Origin of the sequence: Algoriphagus sp. PAP.12, from assembly GCF_026652115.1 — a bacterium.
Taxonomy (GTDB): domain Bacteria; phylum Bacteroidota; class Bacteroidia; order Cytophagales; family Cyclobacteriaceae; genus Algoriphagus.
The window spans coordinates 583,184-601,590 of record NZ_JAPPSQ010000001.1 but is presented as its reverse complement, the minus strand read 5'-3'; the positions used below and the strand labels follow the sequence as shown (position 1 = coordinate 601,590).

19 protein-coding genes are annotated in these 18,407 nt (G+C 38.6%); 9 read left to right on the top strand and 10 right to left on the bottom strand.

The genetic code is table 11. The features are described 5' to 3' along the window. The first annotated feature begins 33 nt into the window (after window positions 1-33). Window positions 34-486, top strand: coding sequence for a DUF1905 domain-containing protein (locus O0V13_RS02570; RefSeq protein WP_268033422.1), 453 nt, complete (start codon window positions 34-36; stop codon window positions 484-486). Here the strand turns inward: O0V13_RS02570 and O0V13_RS02565 are convergent. From O0V13_RS02565 to O0V13_RS02520, 10 genes are all read right to left on the bottom strand, one after another. Further along, window positions 483-2,885, bottom strand: coding sequence for a TonB-dependent receptor (locus O0V13_RS02565; RefSeq protein WP_268033421.1), 2,403 nt, complete (start codon window positions 2,883-2,885; stop codon window positions 483-485). The genes O0V13_RS02570 and O0V13_RS02565 overlap by 4 nt on opposite strands. A gap of 74 nt (window positions 2,886-2,959) precedes the next feature. Beyond that, window positions 2,960-3,670, bottom strand: coding sequence for a fatty acid desaturase (locus tag O0V13_RS02560; RefSeq protein ID WP_268033420.1), 711 nt, complete (start codon window positions 3,668-3,670; stop codon window positions 2,960-2,962). A 16-nt stretch (window positions 3,671-3,686) separates the two neighbouring features. Continuing rightward, the gene (locus O0V13_RS02555) at window positions 3,687-4,532 is read right to left on the bottom strand and encodes a 4-hydroxy-3-methylbut-2-enyl diphosphate reductase (RefSeq protein ID WP_268033419.1); all 846 of its coding nucleotides are present in this window, start codon (window positions 4,530-4,532) and stop codon (window positions 3,687-3,689) included. 14 nt (window positions 4,533-4,546) lie between these two features. Next, complete coding sequence (locus tag O0V13_RS02550; protein WP_268033418.1) at window positions 4,547-5,248, bottom strand: lycopene cyclase domain-containing protein; 702 nt, start codon at window positions 5,246-5,248, stop codon at window positions 4,547-4,549. After that, complete coding sequence (locus tag O0V13_RS02545) at window positions 5,248-6,090, bottom strand: phytoene/squalene synthase family protein (protein WP_268033417.1); 843 nt, start codon at window positions 6,088-6,090, stop codon at window positions 5,248-5,250. Before O0V13_RS02545 ends, O0V13_RS02550 begins: the two co-directional genes overlap by 1 nt. Window positions 6,091-6,098: 8 nt before the next feature. Further along, entirely contained in the window at window positions 6,099-7,592 is a 1,494-nt protein-coding gene (locus O0V13_RS02540; protein WP_268033416.1) for a phytoene desaturase family protein, read from the bottom strand. Between the two features lie 3 nt (window positions 7,593-7,595). After that, the gene (locus O0V13_RS02535) at window positions 7,596-8,108 is read right to left on the bottom strand and encodes an RNA polymerase sigma factor (protein WP_268033415.1); all 513 of its coding nucleotides are present in this window, start codon (window positions 8,106-8,108) and stop codon (window positions 7,596-7,598) included. A 214-nt stretch (window positions 8,109-8,322) separates the two neighbouring features. Beyond that, window positions 8,323-9,210: a MerR family transcriptional regulator gene (locus O0V13_RS02530; protein WP_268033414.1), complete on the bottom strand. Its 888-nt coding sequence runs from the start codon at window positions 9,208-9,210 to the stop codon at window positions 8,323-8,325. Continuing rightward, the gene (locus O0V13_RS02525; RefSeq protein ID WP_268033413.1) at window positions 9,207-9,653 is read right to left on the bottom strand and encodes a sterol desaturase family protein; all 447 of its coding nucleotides are present in this window, start codon (window positions 9,651-9,653) and stop codon (window positions 9,207-9,209) included. Before O0V13_RS02525 ends, O0V13_RS02530 begins: the two co-directional genes overlap by 4 nt. Window positions 9,654-9,750: 97 nt before the next feature. Next, entirely contained in the window at window positions 9,751-10,413 is a 663-nt protein-coding gene (locus tag O0V13_RS02520; RefSeq protein ID WP_268033412.1) for a carotenoid biosynthesis protein, read from the bottom strand. A gap of 104 nt (window positions 10,414-10,517) precedes the next feature. On the opposite strand from O0V13_RS02520, the gene O0V13_RS02515 reads away from it, so the two are divergent. The 8 genes from O0V13_RS02515 to O0V13_RS02480 all read left to right on the top strand — a co-directional run bounded on the left by O0V13_RS02515 (window position 10,518) and on the right by O0V13_RS02480 (window position 18,404). Further along, complete coding sequence (locus O0V13_RS02515; protein ID WP_268033411.1) at window positions 10,518-10,820, top strand: DUF4286 family protein; 303 nt, start codon at window positions 10,518-10,520, stop codon at window positions 10,818-10,820. Window positions 10,821-10,954: 134 nt separating this feature from the next. Next, the gene (locus O0V13_RS02510; protein ID WP_268033410.1) at window positions 10,955-11,419 is read left to right on the top strand and encodes a TspO/MBR family protein; all 465 of its coding nucleotides are present in this window, start codon (window positions 10,955-10,957) and stop codon (window positions 11,417-11,419) included. A gap of 122 nt (window positions 11,420-11,541) precedes the next feature. Further along, a complete protein-coding gene (locus O0V13_RS02505) occupies window positions 11,542-12,669 on the top strand; it encodes a DUF4221 family protein (RefSeq protein WP_268033409.1) in 1,128 nt (375 codons plus the stop codon). A gap of 15 nt (window positions 12,670-12,684) precedes the next feature. Then, entirely contained in the window at window positions 12,685-13,836 is a 1,152-nt protein-coding gene (locus O0V13_RS02500) for a DUF4221 family protein (protein WP_268033408.1), read from the top strand. Window positions 13,837-13,846: 10 nt separating this feature from the next. Next, window positions 13,847-15,004 (top strand): DUF4221 family protein, encoded by a 1,158-nt coding sequence (locus tag O0V13_RS02495; protein WP_268033407.1) that lies wholly within the window; start codon window positions 13,847-13,849, stop codon window positions 15,002-15,004. 5 nt (window positions 15,005-15,009) lie between these two features. Then, on the top strand, window positions 15,010-16,155 hold the full coding sequence (locus O0V13_RS02490) for a DUF4221 family protein (RefSeq protein ID WP_268033406.1): 1,146 nt from the start codon (window positions 15,010-15,012) through the stop codon (window positions 16,153-16,155). Beyond that, a complete protein-coding gene (locus O0V13_RS02485) occupies window positions 16,152-17,306 on the top strand; it encodes a DUF4221 family protein (protein ID WP_268033405.1) in 1,155 nt (384 codons plus the stop codon). Before O0V13_RS02490 ends, O0V13_RS02485 begins: the two co-directional genes overlap by 4 nt. 3 nt (window positions 17,307-17,309) lie before the next feature. Then, on the top strand, window positions 17,310-18,404 hold the full coding sequence (locus tag O0V13_RS02480; RefSeq protein WP_268033404.1) for a DUF4221 family protein: 1,095 nt from the start codon (window positions 17,310-17,312) through the stop codon (window positions 18,402-18,404). The last annotated feature ends 3 nt before the right edge of the window (window positions 18,405-18,407 follow it).

Below are 18,407 nucleotides of genomic sequence, written 5' to 3'. Positions count from 1 at the left end.
TATGAAGCAGGGACTGATCTCCCTGCTTTTTTTATGGAAGTAATTTTCGAAGGCGAAATATATCTGGAAAGGTTCCAAGGGAAAGGAGGATGGACCTTTGCAAGAATTCCCAAGGAGTATACACCTTCTGGAAAATACTTCGGCATGTCCCAAGTTTCTGGTAAAATTGACGACTTCACTTTTGACAAAAAACACCTCATGCCAACCGGAGATGGGACTGTTTTTATCCCTATCTCCAAGGAAATCAGAAACCTGATCAAAAAAGAAGTTGGGGAAAAAGTTTACCTCCGTGTAGAAAAAAAGCCTCTTCCCCAGGACACACCGCATGAATTATTGGACTGCCTTCGCGATGATCCTGGGAAATTACAACTTTTTGATGCCTTAGATATTAAAGGAAAAAAGAAGTGGATTGAGTATATCTACCAATCCAAAGATGACGAAGCCAAAGCCGACCGAATCATTCAACTGCTCAACAAGCTTAATTAGAATTCCACAATGATCCCAACCGAAGGGAGCAAACTCCCGGCAGTGTTTTCTATCAATTTTAATTGATATCTAGACGGGTCATTTGGATTCACCAAAATAGATCCTGCATCATCTCGGACAGGTATCAAAATCGGCGCTTGCTGAGCCTCAAAATTGTAGGCGTTTTGGATATCCACATACCAGTTAAGATTCCAATTTTTGTAATAATACTTCTTATCCAATCTCAGGTCCAGTTGATGGAAGGCGGGCAACCTTACTGCATTAATCTGATCATAATCTAGGATTCCTGTATTTCTCAAATCCCAATTGGAAATCAAGGCTGATTCCTCCAAATCATATGGAGTATACGGCGTACCTCCCAAGAATCTCCATCGAGCTCCCAATTCCCAGTTTTTCCCAAATCTCTTCCCTGCTGTCAAACTGATGATAAATCGATTGTCCCAAGAAGACGGCGCATAACCATCCGTATTGGGATTGGTAAATTCACTTCTCACCAATGTTACAGCGGCTATTCCATAAAAATCATTGAATAATCTCTGCTGAGCCAACAACTCCAAACCATAAGCTCGCCCTTTGGCATTGGACTCAACTGGCTCGTTTCCGATCACTCCAAAATCGGCCCCCAAATTTGCCAAAGCAATCCCATTCCTTACCGAAGATGGGTAGTTGCTATAGTGCTTATAAAAAGCCTCCGCAGTAAATCTCCTGTTCTTTTCAGGCTGAAGCAATTCAATACCTCCAATTAACTGAGAACTTCTGATGAAGCGAACATCATTTTCTTGATTGACCAGTTCTCCTTCATTGTTTTTATAACCCAAAACCGTATAAGGAGGCTTTTGATAATAAATTCCGGCATTGGCAGTGGCATAAAGATTTGACCCTAATTGGTAGGAAAGGGATAGTCTTGGGGCGATCTGGTTCAGAGGGTTTTGGGAAGTTTTTCCAAAATCAGAACCATCCATTCGAATTCCCCCAGTCAACAACAATCTTTCTCCGTCAAAATATTTACTACCGGAGACAAAAGCTCCATAGGAATTGAAGTGAGAAGTAGAATTCACATCGATAGTTTGTCCTGTAGATGCCAAAGAGGATCTATCAAAATTGTCAATAAAATAGCGAGCGTATTCATAATTCACACCATATTTCAAGGTATATCCTGATCCAAAAATTGAATTTTCAGCTCTGAATTTATTCTCCGATTCTTGAGATAAATAGTCAAAAAGCAAGTTCTCAGAGGAACTTTCATCGTTGTTGGCAAACTTGTAAGAACGGTTATTCAGCATGTTTCGACTCAAGACAAAAGTCCAATAGCCATTTTCCCGAAAACGCTTCAATTTAAAACCTGTGGCATAGTTCCATTGCTCCTGAACTGGCAGCACTCCCAACAAATACTGCCTATTTTCACGCTCTTCCTGACTTTCACCATCTGGTAATTCTTCATTCAGGACAAACTTATCCACAGCCCCAATTCCCAAAAATGTCAACTCTGTCTTATCATTTAGCTTAGTGGTGGTCTTCAGCTGAAAATCATTAAATGTCGGCAAAAAAGGCAGCTGAAGTAATTTGAATAGTCCCTGCAGATAAGATCTTCTGGCAGAAAGCAAATACGTAGTTTTTTCTCCTATTGGACCTTCGTTAGAAAGTGTTAGTTCAGATGCTCCTAAAGTCAATTGAGTAAACATTTGGTCTCTTCTTCCTTCTTTGAGTGATACTTCAAAAAAGGAGGAAAGCGCATTCATACGATTTGCAGGAAAACCTCCGGCAATCAAATCCACGTTTTTGATCAGATTCACATTTAAAATCCCAACGGGACCTCCTGAAGAACCCTGTGTGGAAAAGTGATTGATCACAGGAACTTCAATTTCATCCACAAAGAACTTGTTCTCATTGGGAGCTCCTCCACGGATCAAAATATCATTTCTAAAACTTGGCGTGCTAGCCACTCCAGGCAGTGCCTGAATCACTCGTGAAATATCACGATTACCGCCAGGATAGCGCTCGATCTCATTCGAATTGAGCTTTCTGACAGATAACGGAGTCTCTTCGGAACGTGAAAATTCAGAGCTCACCACCACTTCATTTAATTCTGCAGCATCTTCCACCAATTCAAAATCCAGCTGAACTGCTTTGGCCAAAGTAACTCGTACCTCATATTTGGTCACAGGTTTGAAACCCACAAAACTGGCTCGGACATTATATAAGCCAGCGGGGATATTGCTGATTTCATAATTTCCATCCTCATCTGTGATGGCACCCAAATCAGTCTCGAGAATCAAAACATTGGCAAAGGAAACTGGCTCATTATTGACTGGATTGGTGATTTTCCCTTTCAAAACACCTTGAGCAAAGACAGAAATACTGCCTAAAAATAGAATGAATACGAGTAGACTTTTCTTCATTTTTAATGGACTGATTTCTTTCAAAATCAATTTTGGAGAAAAAGGTTTAGAGATGAACTAATTTTTGATTTTGATCAAGAAACTTGGTTTTCCTTGACCTTCCAAAGTCTCCACCAAGGAGTCCCAGGTGAATCATGATGTTCGTAGTGATATCCAAAGAAATAACAGCTCAAAAATGCCCATAAATGGTTTTTAGATTGGGTAGAAGAGTGATGTATATTTTGGTTTTCACCTCGATGTGGCAAAAATGTGCCGAAATAAAACAATTGAAATGTGGATAAAACCGCTGGAAGCATCCAGAAAAGAATCAAATTCTCAGTACTTATCCACAATTTCAAGATATTGAAAGTAATGGCCATCAATAAAATTTGCCAGATCGTCACATACTGGCGGATAAAGGAAAGGTACCAAATCCAGAAATTACCAGATGGATGATAATCAGGATCATCATCAGTCGCCACATGTCTGTGGTGCTCGTGATGCTTGGGAAAAAGCTTCCCATAATTGTTAAATGAAAACAAGGTAGCTGCTATCCAGCCTGTCAACTTATTCAAAGTTTTATTGGAAGAGACGACTCCATGCATGGCATCATGTGCAGTGATAAAAAGTCCAGTATACAAATGCATCTGAACCATGACAGCTAAATAAGTCAAAGGACTTGTCCAATTTATTTCAAGCTGTAAAAGAAAAAAAAGTGAAATGAACCAAACACCGATAATTCCCCAACCTATCAATAGGCCTTTTGGATCGACATTTCTCGATATTTGATAAGGTTTAGAAGACATAAATTGGATGGAATTCTTAAAAGGTAAGAATTCTTTCTCTGACCTGCTCCATCAACCACATTGGAGTAGATGTAGCTCCACAAATTCCTACTCGATCACCAAAATTAAACCAAGCTTCTTCCAATTCATTAGGGTTGGAAACAAAATAGGTATTGGAATTTCTTTCTTTGCAGACATTGAAGAGTACTTTTCCATTGGATGATTTGGTTCCACTTACAAAAATCACCTTGTCAAATCTACTGACAAACTCCCTGAGTTCTTTATCTCTATTGGAAACCTGACGACAAATCGTATCATTCGTATTGACTGATATCCCATTTTCACGAAGAGTTTGATTGATTTCGTAGAATTTGTCCGTTGACTTCGTCGTCTGACTATACAGAGTCAAATTCTTAGGAAGACTGGGTAAATCCAACTCATTGATATCCTGAAAAACAACCGCCTCATTGTTGGTTTGACCTAATAATCCAATGACTTCGGCATGTCCGTGCTTTCCATAAATATAAATTGGCTCTTCCTTGTCAAAAGAGTTCTTGATTCTGTTTTGAAGCTTCAATACCACCGGGCAAGAGGCATCTATCAAGGTCAGATTGTTTTGAATCGCCAACTGGTAGGTAGAAGGTGGTTCTCCATGTGCCCGAATCAAAACTTTTTCATCTTTCAAGCCATAAAGATCTCCGTGATCAATAATTTTCAGCCCTTTTTGTGTCAAACGTTTGACCTCCTCATCATTATGAACAATATCACCCAGGCAATACAGATATCCTTCCTGATCCAAGATTTCCTCTGCCATCTCAATGGCATAAACAACCCCGAAACAAAAACCGGAATGTTGATCTATATCTACCTGTAAGTTCTTCATTTCGATCTATTAACTTATATAAGAGATAATTGTTTTCGACTTCGAATGCTTTCGAAAATACTGAGATTCATCAGCAGTAAGGTCATGCTATAAATCGTGTCCTCGACTGGTATAGTCCATATCCGTATTCCCAAATTTTCAGCATTATTGTAGATCACTACAGGCTCCTCTGTGAAAGCTCCTGTCAGGATTCCATTGCAAAGCATAAAAGGAATCAGTGTCACCAGATAAGCGAAAATAAAGCGTCCCAAATAGCGATCATTGAATATCAAAAAGTGAATGATTAATACTAGCGCACCAACAATGAAATTCACAGCGGTATACCATTTATCCAGGTGTAACAGTGCCAATCCAAGTAGAAATGGAACCATCACATACACAAAGGGTTTGGCAAAAGGCAAGAAGTAATCCTTTGGAAAGAAATAAATCAAAACCTCATAAATAAATACGCAGGCAAAGGGTACAGTGAGGAAAAAGAGCCATTCTTCCAGTGGTAATTGGAAAAAATAAACCCCTACAAGATACCTGGGATTGAATTCCCAGACTCCAATAACAGTAAACCAATGATCCCAAACCAAAAAAAACGCCCCTGTAAACAAAATGGCAGGAAACAAGGCTGGCCATTTTGATGAATAGTTGATTTTAGGTTCAAAAGACCTGATCAATGGAAAGGAAATAGTCAGAATATTCAATATCAAATAGAGATATTTTTCCATTAACTTATTCCCAGTTTTGTTTCGAAAAAGGTTCCGACCAAAAGTGATAATTTCTGTGAATTTGGAATTCGAATTCGCTGTTTGGTAATCACATCAGCAGACAAAGATTTGATCTTATCAAAGAGTTTTTGGTAATACAAGTAAGCCACACGCACACCCAATTTTGCGCCTTCGGGCAATTGCTCGATTCCAATTTGCGCATCATCAAAGTCTCTTTGTATATCTTCCTCGATTTGCTTTTTAATCGTCAAATCAAACAATCGATAGTCAACTCCCGGAAAGTAAACGCGTCCTCTTTCTTCATAATCACTTTTGATATCTCTCAAGAAATTGACCTTTTGGAAGGCAGCTCCCAACTTCCTAGCAGGTTCTTTGAGCTTATTGTACATCCCTGAATCGCCTTTGCAAAAGACTTTCAGACACATCAAACCAACTACTTCAGCAGAGCCATAAATGTACTCGTTGTATCGACTGTCATTGTATTTTTTAAAATCCAGATCCATCTCCATGCTGTGAAGAAATGCCTTGATCAATTCAAAATCAATGGAATATTCATTGACAATCATCTGGAAAGCCTGAAGAACCGGGTTGTATGAAAATCCCTTTTCGATAGCTTCAAAAGTATCAGCTGTGAATTTCTCTAGAAGTCCCTCTTTATCCTGATCATGAAAAGTGTCAACAATCTCATCTGCAAACCGAACAAATCCATATATCGCATAGATGGGCATGTGATATTTTTTGTCCAATGTTTTGATCCCCAGCGTAAAACTCGTGCTATACCGCTGAGTAATCAGTCTACTACATTCCAAACTCGTTTGGTTGTATAAGGCCTTAGCATCCATAGTTTAAATTACATTTTTTGTGACAAATTGTGATCTTTAATCACCTCTTTAGCAACCACATACCCTGAAATTAAAGAGGGGGGAACTCCAGGGCCCGGAACAGTCAGCTGTCCAGTGTAATACAAATTATTCACCTTTTTGTTTTTCAAAGAGGGCTTTAAAATGGCCGTTTGAGTCAAAGTATTCGCCAAACCATAGGCATTTCCCTTGTAGGCATGGTAATCTTTTTTGAAGTCAGCATGCGCATAAGACCTCTTGAAAACTATATGAGAACGGATCTCCTGACCCGTAATTTTCTCCAATCTATCCATGATAATATGGAAGTACTTTTCCCGCATTTCTTCCGAATCTTCTAAATCCGGAGCTAAAGGAATCAGCAAAAACATATTCTCCATTCCTTCAGGAGCCACTGTTGGATCAGTTTGTGAAGGAACTGAAGCATAGAAAAGTGGTTTTTCTGGCCATTCCGGATTCCTATAAATTGCATCAGCATGTGGCCCTAAATCTTCATCAAAGAACAAATTATGGTGACGAAGATTCTGAAGCTTTTTATCAATCCCCAGATAAAAGAGTAAACTAGACGGAGCCAAGACTCTCTTATCCCAATATTCTTCGGAATAGTTACTGTATTGAGGATTGACCAAATGCTTATCTACATGGTGGTAATCTGCTCCTGCTACGATCACATCTGCTTCAATCTTTTCACCTGAAAGCAATCGAACTCTTTTCGCCACTCCATTTTCGATTTCTATCTCCTCCACTTCAGCATTGTATCGAATAGACACTCCTTTGTCCTCAGCCAATTCGACCATTCCACGAATGATTTCATGCATTCCTTTTTTGGGATACCAGGTACCCAAAGCAATATCTGCATAGTTCATCAAGGAATACAAGGCAGGGATGTTCTCAGCTGTTTCACCGAGAAACAAAACTGGAAATTCCATTAAACGGATGATTTTCTCCGATTTGAAAAACTTCCTGACATGTTTGGACATGGACTGAAAGACATCCATTTTGATCACATCCAACAAAAGACCCGGCGAAGCAAATTCCATCAGTGATCGACTTGGTTTTTTGACCAAATCATGAATCCCGACTTGGTATTTGTACTTGGCTTGTTCTAGAAATTTATCCAATTGACCGCCAGCTCCCGTCTCAATTTCTTCCAGCATCTTTTTGAATTCTTCCAGATCTGCAGGAATATCCAATTGATCATTCTCTCCATAAATCACCGCGTAGGAAGGGTCTAGTCTAATCAGATCGTAATAATCAGAGACTTTTTTTCCAAAATGAGCGAAGTAGTCTTCAAATACATCGGGCATCCAATACCAGCTCGGACCCATATCAAAAACAAACCCCTGATATTCAAACTTCCTCGCTCGACCACCTGGGGTTTCGTTCTTCTCCAGTAAGGTGACTTTACAACTTTGCTCTGCTAAATGGGTGGCTGAGGAAAGTCCGGCAAATCCGGATCCGATTACCACCACATGTTTTTGATTCATTTCTTAATTCATATTTCTGTAAACTAGCAAGTTCTCCTTCAAGAGCTTTCTAGCAATATGGATTCTATTCTTTACAGTTCCTATTGGAATTTGAAGCTCCTCGGCAATCTCGTGATATTTGAATCCACGGAAATGCATCATAAATGGAACTTTATATACTTCCTCCAATCCCTCGATTGCGGCAGTGATGTCATCCATGGCAAATCTTCCATAGGCACCATTTTCGATTTTTGAATCAGTGGAGTTGATGAAATGAAGGTTGTCAGTCGTATCCACGAAAGTCGCCCGTCTCACCATTCTCTGATAATTGGTGATAAAGGTGTTTTTCATAATCGTGTACAACCAGGCTTTGAGATTGGTCCCATCGGTGAACTTGTCACGATTGGTAAAAGCTTTTACCATTGTGTCCTGCAACAAATCATTGGCATCGTCTCTGTCTCGAGTAAGCTTCAAGGCGAATGGCTTTAAAGAGGAGCTCATCTTATTGAGCGAATAACTGAATTCTAGAGTCGTCATGGTGTTTGAATTCTTTGTTTAACCAAATCTAGATTTAATTAAACAAAAATCAAAGAAATTGTTTAAAGTTTTTTTTATTTGATTAAACAATTTATTCTTGATCCAGAACCAATTACACTCAAAAAGCACCATAACAGCCTCCTGAGCATAAAAAAAGGCATTCTCTGAAGAACACCTTTTGTTTAATTTTTTTTTTTTTTTGTTAAACTAATAGCTAAACAAATTCATCCATTTGCTCCAAAACCTGCTTGATCTCACCCAAATAATTCAATTGCTGGACATTCTCTGGTAGCACGATATCCTGACCTATGATTTGGAAACCTGAGACTAGGACTTGAGCCTCTTTGAAATTGTTTCCCAAATCCCGAACGTAGGTCTCCACACATTCCATCCCCGGAGTAGTGGTGAATACCGTCAACAAATAATCAGGTTTGATAATGCCATAGACGGAAACCAAATCCTCCATGGGTGTGCTTTGTCCAAGGTAGATTACTTTATGTCCTTTACTTTTGATTACATAGGTGGCAAAAAGCAATGAAATCTCATGAAGCTCACCCTCAGGTAAGAACAGCATAAATTTCTTTCCATCTCCGTCCACCACTTGGCCATCTATAGCCACGATCAATTTCTGTCTAATCAAATTGGAAATAAAATGCTCCTGAGCAGGGTTGATAGCGGCCGTTTGCCAGAGCACGCCAATTTTATTGAGAAATGGATAGATAATATGCAGCATCGTTTGCTCAAATCCGATCTTGAGGATATTAGAAGTCAAGATCTTGTCAAATCGATCCTCATTCATTTCCACCATTGAGATAGTCAAGGCATGAATCTGATCATCATGGGCCAGCGATCTATCGGTTAGTTTGATGACTTCAGCTCTGATTTCTTCCAAAGACATATTGGCAATCTTACTGATTTTCAGACCACTGTCATTGAGCAAAGCTACATTCAGGATCAGTTTGAGGTCCGAATCATCATAATATCGAATATTTGTTTCTGTCCTTTTCGGATTCAAAAGGCTATACCTCTGCTCCCAAATCCGCAAGGTATGCGCCTTGATGCCGGACAACAATTCTAGGTCTTTAATCGAATAAGTACTCACTGCTCCTCCTTTTTAAAATATTCCTTAGGAACCAAAAACAGCCCGAAAGATACTGCTCCTTCTTTTTGATTGGTTTTATGATGGGCTTGATGAGCTTTGAATATCCCCATCAACCAGGAGTTTTTTGGCCTATCAAACCATTTTAACCTCCTGTGAACTAAGACGTCGTGAAGGAAGAAATACAGCATCCCATAGGTACTGATTCCTACTCCCATCCAAAATCTAAAATCCAAAGCCTCTACTCCCAAAAAAATTAAAACAATAGCGATCCCGCCAAAAAACAATGAAAACAGATCATTTAGCTCAAAGAATGACTTCGATGGCTGATGATGAGTTTTGTGAATCTTCCAAAGTGGTCCATGCATTAAATACTTGTGTATGAACCATCCGGACAATTCCATCAGTAAAAAACCTAAAAGAATAAACCCAATCGCTTTAAGCATCTATAAACAAGCTATTTATTTCCTTTTCTCTTAAATCCAATACAGAGAAAATTGTTTTCAAACTATGAAATTTTTTTTCAAGAAAACAGGCAAACGGTTAAAGAACCGTAAAATTGAGGATCGCAAAGAAGAGAATCATACACAGTAACATGAGTAATGATAGTGGATTGTATTTCTCAAAATTGGCCTTTCGGAAGATCAAATGGATCAAAAAAGCCACTCCAAACCAACCCACATAATTACCAGCCGGGATCACATGAAATTTCCAATACCAAAAATCCAAAGCCACCGCCACAGGCTCCATGATATAATCCAGGCATGTCATCGCTATCGCTCCAAGAAATGCTGCGTAATAATCATTCTCGATAGTTCTGAAAACAGATCCAGTCAGATAGGCCAGAATAAACCAATTTACCCCAATAATTATGGGAACCTCCCAAAGCATCGGGCCCAAAGTCGGTCCATAGACATAGTCTCCAAAGAGATATCCCGTATGGATTCCTATCAACTCTGCCCCAAATCCAATCCAAAACGCAGCCGCAGCAAAGATCGGAAAAGCATCTGTCCAACCTCTGTGAAACAAAAGAATTAGCACCAAACTAATTAATAGTTGAACTGGAGTGAGACTCAAAAACCAATCTTGGTATTCGGGAATACTCAGGCCCACCAAGCCCACAGCGTACAAGACGACAATGATCACTTTGGCAATAATGATTCTCTGACTGTAATTAGCAGCTCTTTCTGGTACTACTTTGTGCATGGGTTGTTGCTAATATGATTGGGATTGAGTTTTTCGGCTTGGGATTCCTAACTTTGCTGTTCAGAATTTGTTAACAAAAAAAGAAAATAATCCCTTACTAAGCTATGATTCTCTACAACATCACCTTTAGCGTAGCAAATGAAATAGACGAAGACTTCGTTGCCTGGATGAAAGAAACCCATATTCCTGAGATTTTTGCTACAGGTTTATTTGTGGAGCATAAGTTCTTCAGACTGCTCAATAGCCCGGATGATAGCAGTACCAATTACAGTGTGCAGTTCTTTGCAGAAAGCACAAATAAGTTAATTGAATACGAAAATAGATTTGCCAATGCACTTAGAAATCAGACTCTTCAGCGCTACGGAGAGAAAGCTTTGGCATTTAGAACGCTTCTTGAATCGATTTAAGAATTCAGTCATTTTCAGCCGATTAATCCTTAAGCACAAGCCTTTCGTTTGTGCTTTTTATTTTTTTAGAAATTCCTCAAAACAAAGTAGGGCATCCTTAGTTTTAAAGAGTGAAGGTTTAATTGATTTTTCAAATGCCCAACTGGCTCAAACTCGTCATCAGTCTTGCCCTTCCTCAATTAGCAGGAGGATTGGGAGCGTATTTCACTATTCCAGCCGTTCAAGGCTGGTACACCACTTTGAATAAACCGAGTTTCAACCCTCCCAATTGGATTTTTGGACCGATGTGGACCTTTTTATATGTCCTGATGGGAATAGCCTGCTATCTGATTTGGAAAAGCGAACATCCTGAGAAAAGGAAATTACTCAACCTCTACTTTTTCCAATTGGCATTGAATGCTATTTGGTCGCCAGCCTTTTTTGGAGCAGAGTCTCCATTGATAGGTTTGTTCATCATTCTCCCTCTTTGGCTATTGATTCTGACCTGTGTAATTCAGTTTAAAAAAGTCTCAAAAATTGCCTCGGGATTAATGGTTCCATATCTGGCATGGGTCACTTTTGCGTCCATTTTGAATTTTTCCATTTGGTGGCTCAACTAATCCTGAGCAGTTAATACAAGCTAATTTTCAACTTATTCAATACCCAGAGTCATACGATTTTAACATAGTTTCACTAGGTTTTTAGCCTAAATATTTTAGCTTTATAGTTTAAAATCTATTGTATGAGAAACTACTTTTTCCTCTTGAGTTTGGTTGTTTTTTTTTCCTGCTCAAAACCCAATGAAGAACAACTTCAGACAAATTTCCTAGAAAACCTTCAGATCACCACTGACACCGTAATTGTAGATGTTGGAGAGGAAATTTTCAATGCTGGAGCCTATTCGACATTTGTAAAAATCCCCAACCAGCCCATCGTATATTTTCCATTAAATAATGGCCAAGAAGTTCATGAAATCGAGCTGACAAAACCATCTCTTGTTCGAAGAATCAAATTTGAAAATGATGGTCCTAATCAAGCTCCAAGATATTTCCAGCAGTTTGATATGCTGCCTTCTGGAGAGTTTTTAATTGCTGATTTTTCTATGGCTGGGCTTTTTTCACAGGATGCAGAGAAAATCAGAGTAATAAAGATTGATCCCTCGGAGTTTGATGGAATAGAAGATGATTTGTCACAAATCAATTATACCCTTCACATAAGTCCAGATCAGAAAAAGGCGATTTCCAAAGCCGATAAAATAAAGACCTTTTCGTCCCAGATTGCTGTCTTTGATTTGGAAAACAAGTCCGCGAAGATCATCGATCTTCCAGCTCTTGAAATGACCAAAAACTTCCAATCGACTTTTACCCAAGGAAGTGGAAGTGTGACCTATGGCGACTTTATCACACTTAAGAAATTGGATAATTTGTTTTTCATCACCTCTGGAGCTACTTCCGATACCTATATCTACGACTTGGAAAATGACTCACTGACACTGAAAACATTCCCTCATAAACTAGTCCCAATAAACAAATCAGGCACATTTCCTTCTGAGGTAGATTCTGACAAGCGAGTAGAAGAAGTGGGAGAACAAATCAATCAGCAGCCCACTTACCAACGCTTTTTCTGGGATGACATTGGAAAACAATATTTCCGTTTTGCCACTAAGACAAATGGATTCAATGAAAATGGTGACAGAAAAAAAATTGATGTTTTCTTATTTGCCTATGATGAGGATTTAAACCTATTGGGGGAAACCAAAGTGGACCTTCCTTGGGCTCCTTATAGAGCATTTTTTCATGACGGAAAGCTCTATTCCTATTTTGTAGTAGAGGAAAATCCGGGCTTTGTCATTTTTGATTTTAAATATTAAACGAAACCCTACCCTATGAAAAGACTACCCATATTCATTTTTTCATTTTGCCTTTTTTCCTGTGGAGAAAATGAAAGTTCCGAATCTGGCACTTCCAATATCCTAGAGAACTTTTCTTTTTCAGTAGACACAGTTGTGGTTGATCCCGGAGAAGAGATAATCAATCTAGCGCAAGGTGCAAGGTTGGCCTCCATCGATGAAAGCAAGACCTTTTATTATTTATTGGATGGAAATGCCGGAATAGTCAACAAGGTCAATTTAGATGAATTGAAACTGGTAGAAATGATTCCTTTTGAAAAAGAAGGCCCAAATGGAATCGGAACCAGTTTTCATTCCAGCGCCAACGTTCTTCCAGGAGAGGAGTTTTTATTCACAAGTTTTAGAAATTCAGGAATTTTTTCCAAGGATGGAGAAAAACTTAAGGACCTAAGGCTCAATCCTGACGAAATTGAAATAGAAGGATTGGACGAAAGCCAAAAAATGAACTTGAACAATCAGCTCACCTTATCCAAAAATCAAAACTCAGCATTTTCACTTCCAAGCAATTTTATGAAAGGGACTAGAAGTCTGGTCAAACTTGACTTGGCGAATTCCTCCGGTGAAGTTCTCCCCATTCCTGCATTAGAAATCATTGGGAAATACAATATAATCCTTCAATCCGAGGAGGCGGTTTCCATTTATGCTGAATCAATCAACATGCAAGAGTTTGGTAATGCGATGTATATTTCAGGACAGACTACCAATAAAATTTACAAATACGACTACCCATCAGACTCTCTTTCACTTCTGGAATTTGATTTTACCATCGTTCCAAATGAGAAGGAAATACCCATTCTAAACACCGTCTCTTCACAAGAAGAATTTGATAATCAAATGGAAAAAGCTTTGACTCAAATTTCCTTTGAGAAGCTAATTTTTGATGAGTCAACTAATCATTTTTATCGCTTTGGAAGAATCTATGAGCCCAAAAAGGAAGGAGAAGACCGATATACCCGATCCCAGGTTTCCCTTTTTGCATTCGATGATCAGTTGAAACTAATTGGAGAAACCGAAATCCCTGAATTGGATCAAGTTCCGAATTTTTCATTCTTCAAAGACGGAAAGCTCTGGTCCTATGTTAATGTCGAAGATGAGTTGGGTTTCGCAGTATTCACTTTTGATTTTTAATCCCTTTCTTATGAAAAATCTATCAGTTATATTTTTGATTGCTTTACTTTTCTCATGTTCTGGAAATGAAGAAAATAAAGAATCCTCATCTTCCAATATCCTTGAAGATCTGACATTTACAGTAGATACACTGGTAATGGATCCAGGGGAAGACATTTTCAATTTGGGAATGGGAATTCGATCCTTGGACCTTTCTCCAAACCAGAAATTCCTGTACTATTTTGAAAATATGCCTCCCAAGCTCTTGAAAGTCGACTTGGACAATAAGGCATTGATCAGCAAGAAGGATTTTGAATCTGAAGGACCGGATGGAGTAGGAGTTTTTGTAGGCTCCATCCAAGTGGGACCTGATGAAAAACTAGTTTTATTAGGTAATAATGGTGCGTTCGGAGTTTTTGATGGAAATGGCACCAAAATCAAGGACCTTAAAACAAAGCCAGATGGCTTAGATCCAACTTTGGCTGAAAATTTCTTCAGCTTATATGGGAATAGCATTTACGATTGGGAAGATGAAAAAATCTATTCTTGGCCTGTTGAAACGGAAGTCGAATCTTCAGGACAAAAGCCGGGATTGGTTTCAATAAATCTAGCTTCCAATTCAGCTAAACTTATTGAAGCTCCTGAAATGGAGATTGTCGAGCAATACAGCATTGTCTTCGAACAAAATGGTTCATTCAATGTCTCTCCTCAGCAAGTATATCTGACTCAACATAAAGGTAAAATTCTGATTTCATGTTCAGCTATGGGGGATTTTTATGAATATGATCCCCTTACCGAAGAATTAAAGTTTATCCAAATCGATCATCATTTAGTGCCTAATCGGCTGACAGGAGAAATAAACAATAGGCCTAAATCCAAAGAAGGCTTTATGGATGAAATGGCAAAAGTGAATGAGCAGATCCACTTTAGAAAGCTACAATGGAACCCCAATAGAGAGATATTTCTAAGACTTGCGACCAAAGTATTTGCGCCGAAAACTCCCGATGAGGGATATAGCTATGAATATTTTCTATTGGCCTATGATCAAGATTTCAAGCTTCTAGGTGAAACCAAACTGGATCTAGAGGGAAGAATCGACTACAATGTTTTCTTCAAAGACGGCAAGCTCTGGTCCTATGTCAATGTGGAGGATGAGCTGGGCTTTGCAGTATTTGCTTTCGATTTTTAAGAATTATGAAAAAAGTCCTTTTAATTTTTCCTTGGATAATACTTGCATCCTGTAGTGGTCAAAAATCTGAAAACCAGGTTTCAGAAAATATCCTGGAGAATTTCACCTTTTCTGTTGACACTCTGGTAGTGGATGTAGGAGAGGAAATTTTTATGCCGGGTGCGTATTCCAACTTTGAAATAAGCGAGGACAAGAATAGAGTCTATACTTACTTTGAGCCTGACTTGGAAGTCCATGAAATAGACCTCAATTCACTCAAACTATTGACTCGTCACAAATTCGAAAAAGACGGCCCCAACATGATTCCCATGTATCTGAATTACATGCAGAATCTAAGCGAAACGGAACTGTTCTTCGCAAGCTCAGTGCAGGCAGGGATCTTCAAAAAAAACGGGGAAAAAGCAAAATCAATTTCTCTTCAACCGGAGGATTACACTGGATTAGGTCCTGATTTTTCATACTCGCTAGGTAATGACCCGGTTATTAGTCCTGACAATACCAAATTGTTGTCACTTCCAAATGAGGGCTTGGGAACCGCCGAAGGTCTGGCAATTTTGAATTTAGAGGATATGAGCGGAAAACTCCTCCATCTTCCAGCATTAGAAATGACCAAGAACTTCCGGGTAGTTTTCAGACAAGGAAATGGAGCAATTTCCTCTGGTGAAAATCAACGGATAAAATTGGTCAATGGGAAATTGATTATAGACAGTGGAGCGACTTCCGATACCTATATTTTAGACTTACAGAGTGATTCTTTGCGGCTAATGACCTTTCCTCATCAGTTGGTACCAAAAGCAAAAACCGGGGAGTTTCCAAATGAAGTTGATTCCAATGAAAGAAGAAGAGAGATAACTAGGGAAATCGATAAACAAATTAGTTTCTCACAATTTTATTGGGATGAAGGCAACCAGATTTATTTCAGAATGGGCCAAATGAACCGAGAATTTAATGAAGTAACGAGACAGTACACAGCAGATATTTACCTATTCGTTTATGATGAAGAGTTTACTCTTATTGGAGAAACTATAGTAGAGGGCTTGGATTTAATGCCAACCGGAGGATTTGCTAAAGACAACAAACTCTATTTGCAATGGGTAGTGGAAGAGAACCCGGCATTTGTAGTCTATACTTTAAACTTTCAATCGAAATGAAATCTCTCTTTTCTCTTCCACTGATTATTCTATTGTTTTCCTGTTCAGGGAAGGAGAAATCCGATAGAGCTCAATCAGAAAATATCCTTGAGAATTTGACCTATGCAGTAGACACTGTGGTAGTTGATTCTGGGGAAGATTTTTTGAACCTATCTAGCGGAATTTTCCCCAATGGGCAATCTGAGGATTTGTCTAAGCTTTATTTCTTCGAAAGTAATCCCTACAAATTGGTTGAGGTTGATTTAGATGACTTGGAGGTTTTGAAAAAAACAGAATTCGAAGCAGAAGGGCCAGATGGCTTAGGGAGCTATCTCTCCCAATTGGAGGTTGGTCCTACAGGCAAGCATTTTCTCAAGAGCAATTCAATAATAGGTCTATTTGACCAAAATGCCAGAAAACTCAAAAACCTTCGGATAGTTCCTACAGGAATAGACTCCATTTTGGCAAAAAACTTCAGTGCTCTTTATTCAAAGTCGGTTTATGATTTTTGTACACAAAAAATCTACTCACAGCCTAGTTTCCAAGATGCTAGAGACAATATCCTAATCATTATCAATACAGAAACAAAAGAAGCTCATTCCTTGCCTGTCCCAAAAATGAAAATCGTAGATGATTATAGCGGGACATATACTTTTGAATCCGAAAAAGGTACGATGATCGCTTTTCATTTTGTCGGTAGCTTTATTACACTTTTTCCCGAGGAAGTTATCATTTCCACCGCTGCTTTCAGCGGAGTTTATAGATTGGACATCCAAACCGAAGAGTTGGAATTCATAGATATTCAACATCAAACGGTACCCAATGAAATGAAGGTAGAAATTCCAGAAAACCCTTCTGATCCTGAACAAATAAGGCAAATTCAAAATGAGATCTTTCAAAATGTAAACTTTCTGGAAATGCTTTGGGATGATACTCGACAACTGTATTTTCGATTAGGTGAAAAAACTTTTAGGGGCAATTCTCGAGAGGACCCCATTACCTACGAATATTACCTTTTTGCTTATGACAAAGATTTTCAGGTAATCGGAGAGACTAAGCTAGAAGGCCTGGAATCAAATCTTAAAAATATGTTTTTCAAAGAAGGTAAGCTCTGGTCCTATGTCAATGTGGAAGATGAGCTAGGCTTCGCTGTATTCACTTTTGACATCTAAATCATGAGATACTTCCCCATTCTTTTAATACTGTTAGTTTCCATTTCCTGTTCCGAACAAAAAACAGAAAATGGCGACTTGCTGGTTATTATAGACACTGTAATGGTGGATGCAAATGATGAATTGATTTTCTTACAATCTGGCCTAAGCCATTCTGCTCTTTCAAGTGATCAAAAGAAACTTTTCAATTTTACTCCGGAAAGTAAGTTGGAGGTTATTGATCTGGATGATCTGAAACTCCAATCAAAAATCTCCACAGAAAAGGAAGGAAATTTAGGAACAGGATGGCCTTATGCAATTCAATTTGATCAATCTGAAAATTTCGTTTTTTATAGTTTTAATGAGTTGAGAATTTTTGATCCTAATCTAAGTACAATGAAAAGGTATTCTCTCACTGAGGATGCTCTGAAAGGACTAAAACCTGAAATATTGGCTCCATTCAACCCAAAAATCACAGTTGGTAATGAATTGTTCGGGATTTATGAAACTTATGAAACTGAGCCTAAAGGACTAGCAATTGTTTCCCTGGAAGATGGAAATGTGGAAAAGATTCCACTTGAATCCATCGAAAAAATCGCATCCTATACCCATTCACTTTTTGTTCAAGGAAGATTGAGCAACCGGGTATATGACCCCATTTATTTAGCATTGGCAAACCGACGGCTTATAATTTCAACTGCCTATTCCAATGAAGTCCTAATTCTGGATTTAGATACTAAAACAACCCTTATCAAACCCTTTCATTCCACCCTAACCGAGGACTTTACAAAAGTACCGGTTCAAACTAGGGCTGAATCGATTGATGAAATGGAAAGGATCATGAAGGAAAGAGAAAAAAATGTAAAGTTTGGCCCTTTTATTTATGATAGTTCGAACAATCAATTTGTAAGGTTTTCACGCAAACTGGATCGGGAAAAAGGAGATTCCTTGATCTACAAAACTATTTTGACAGTCTACGACAAAGATTTGAATCAACTGGGTGAAACAATAGTTTTGGCTGATCCTTTTTCCAAAAAATTCTTCAAAGACGGAAAGCTCTGGTCTTATGTCAATGTGGAGGATGAGCTGGGCTTTGCAGTATTCACTTTTGATTTTTGAAAT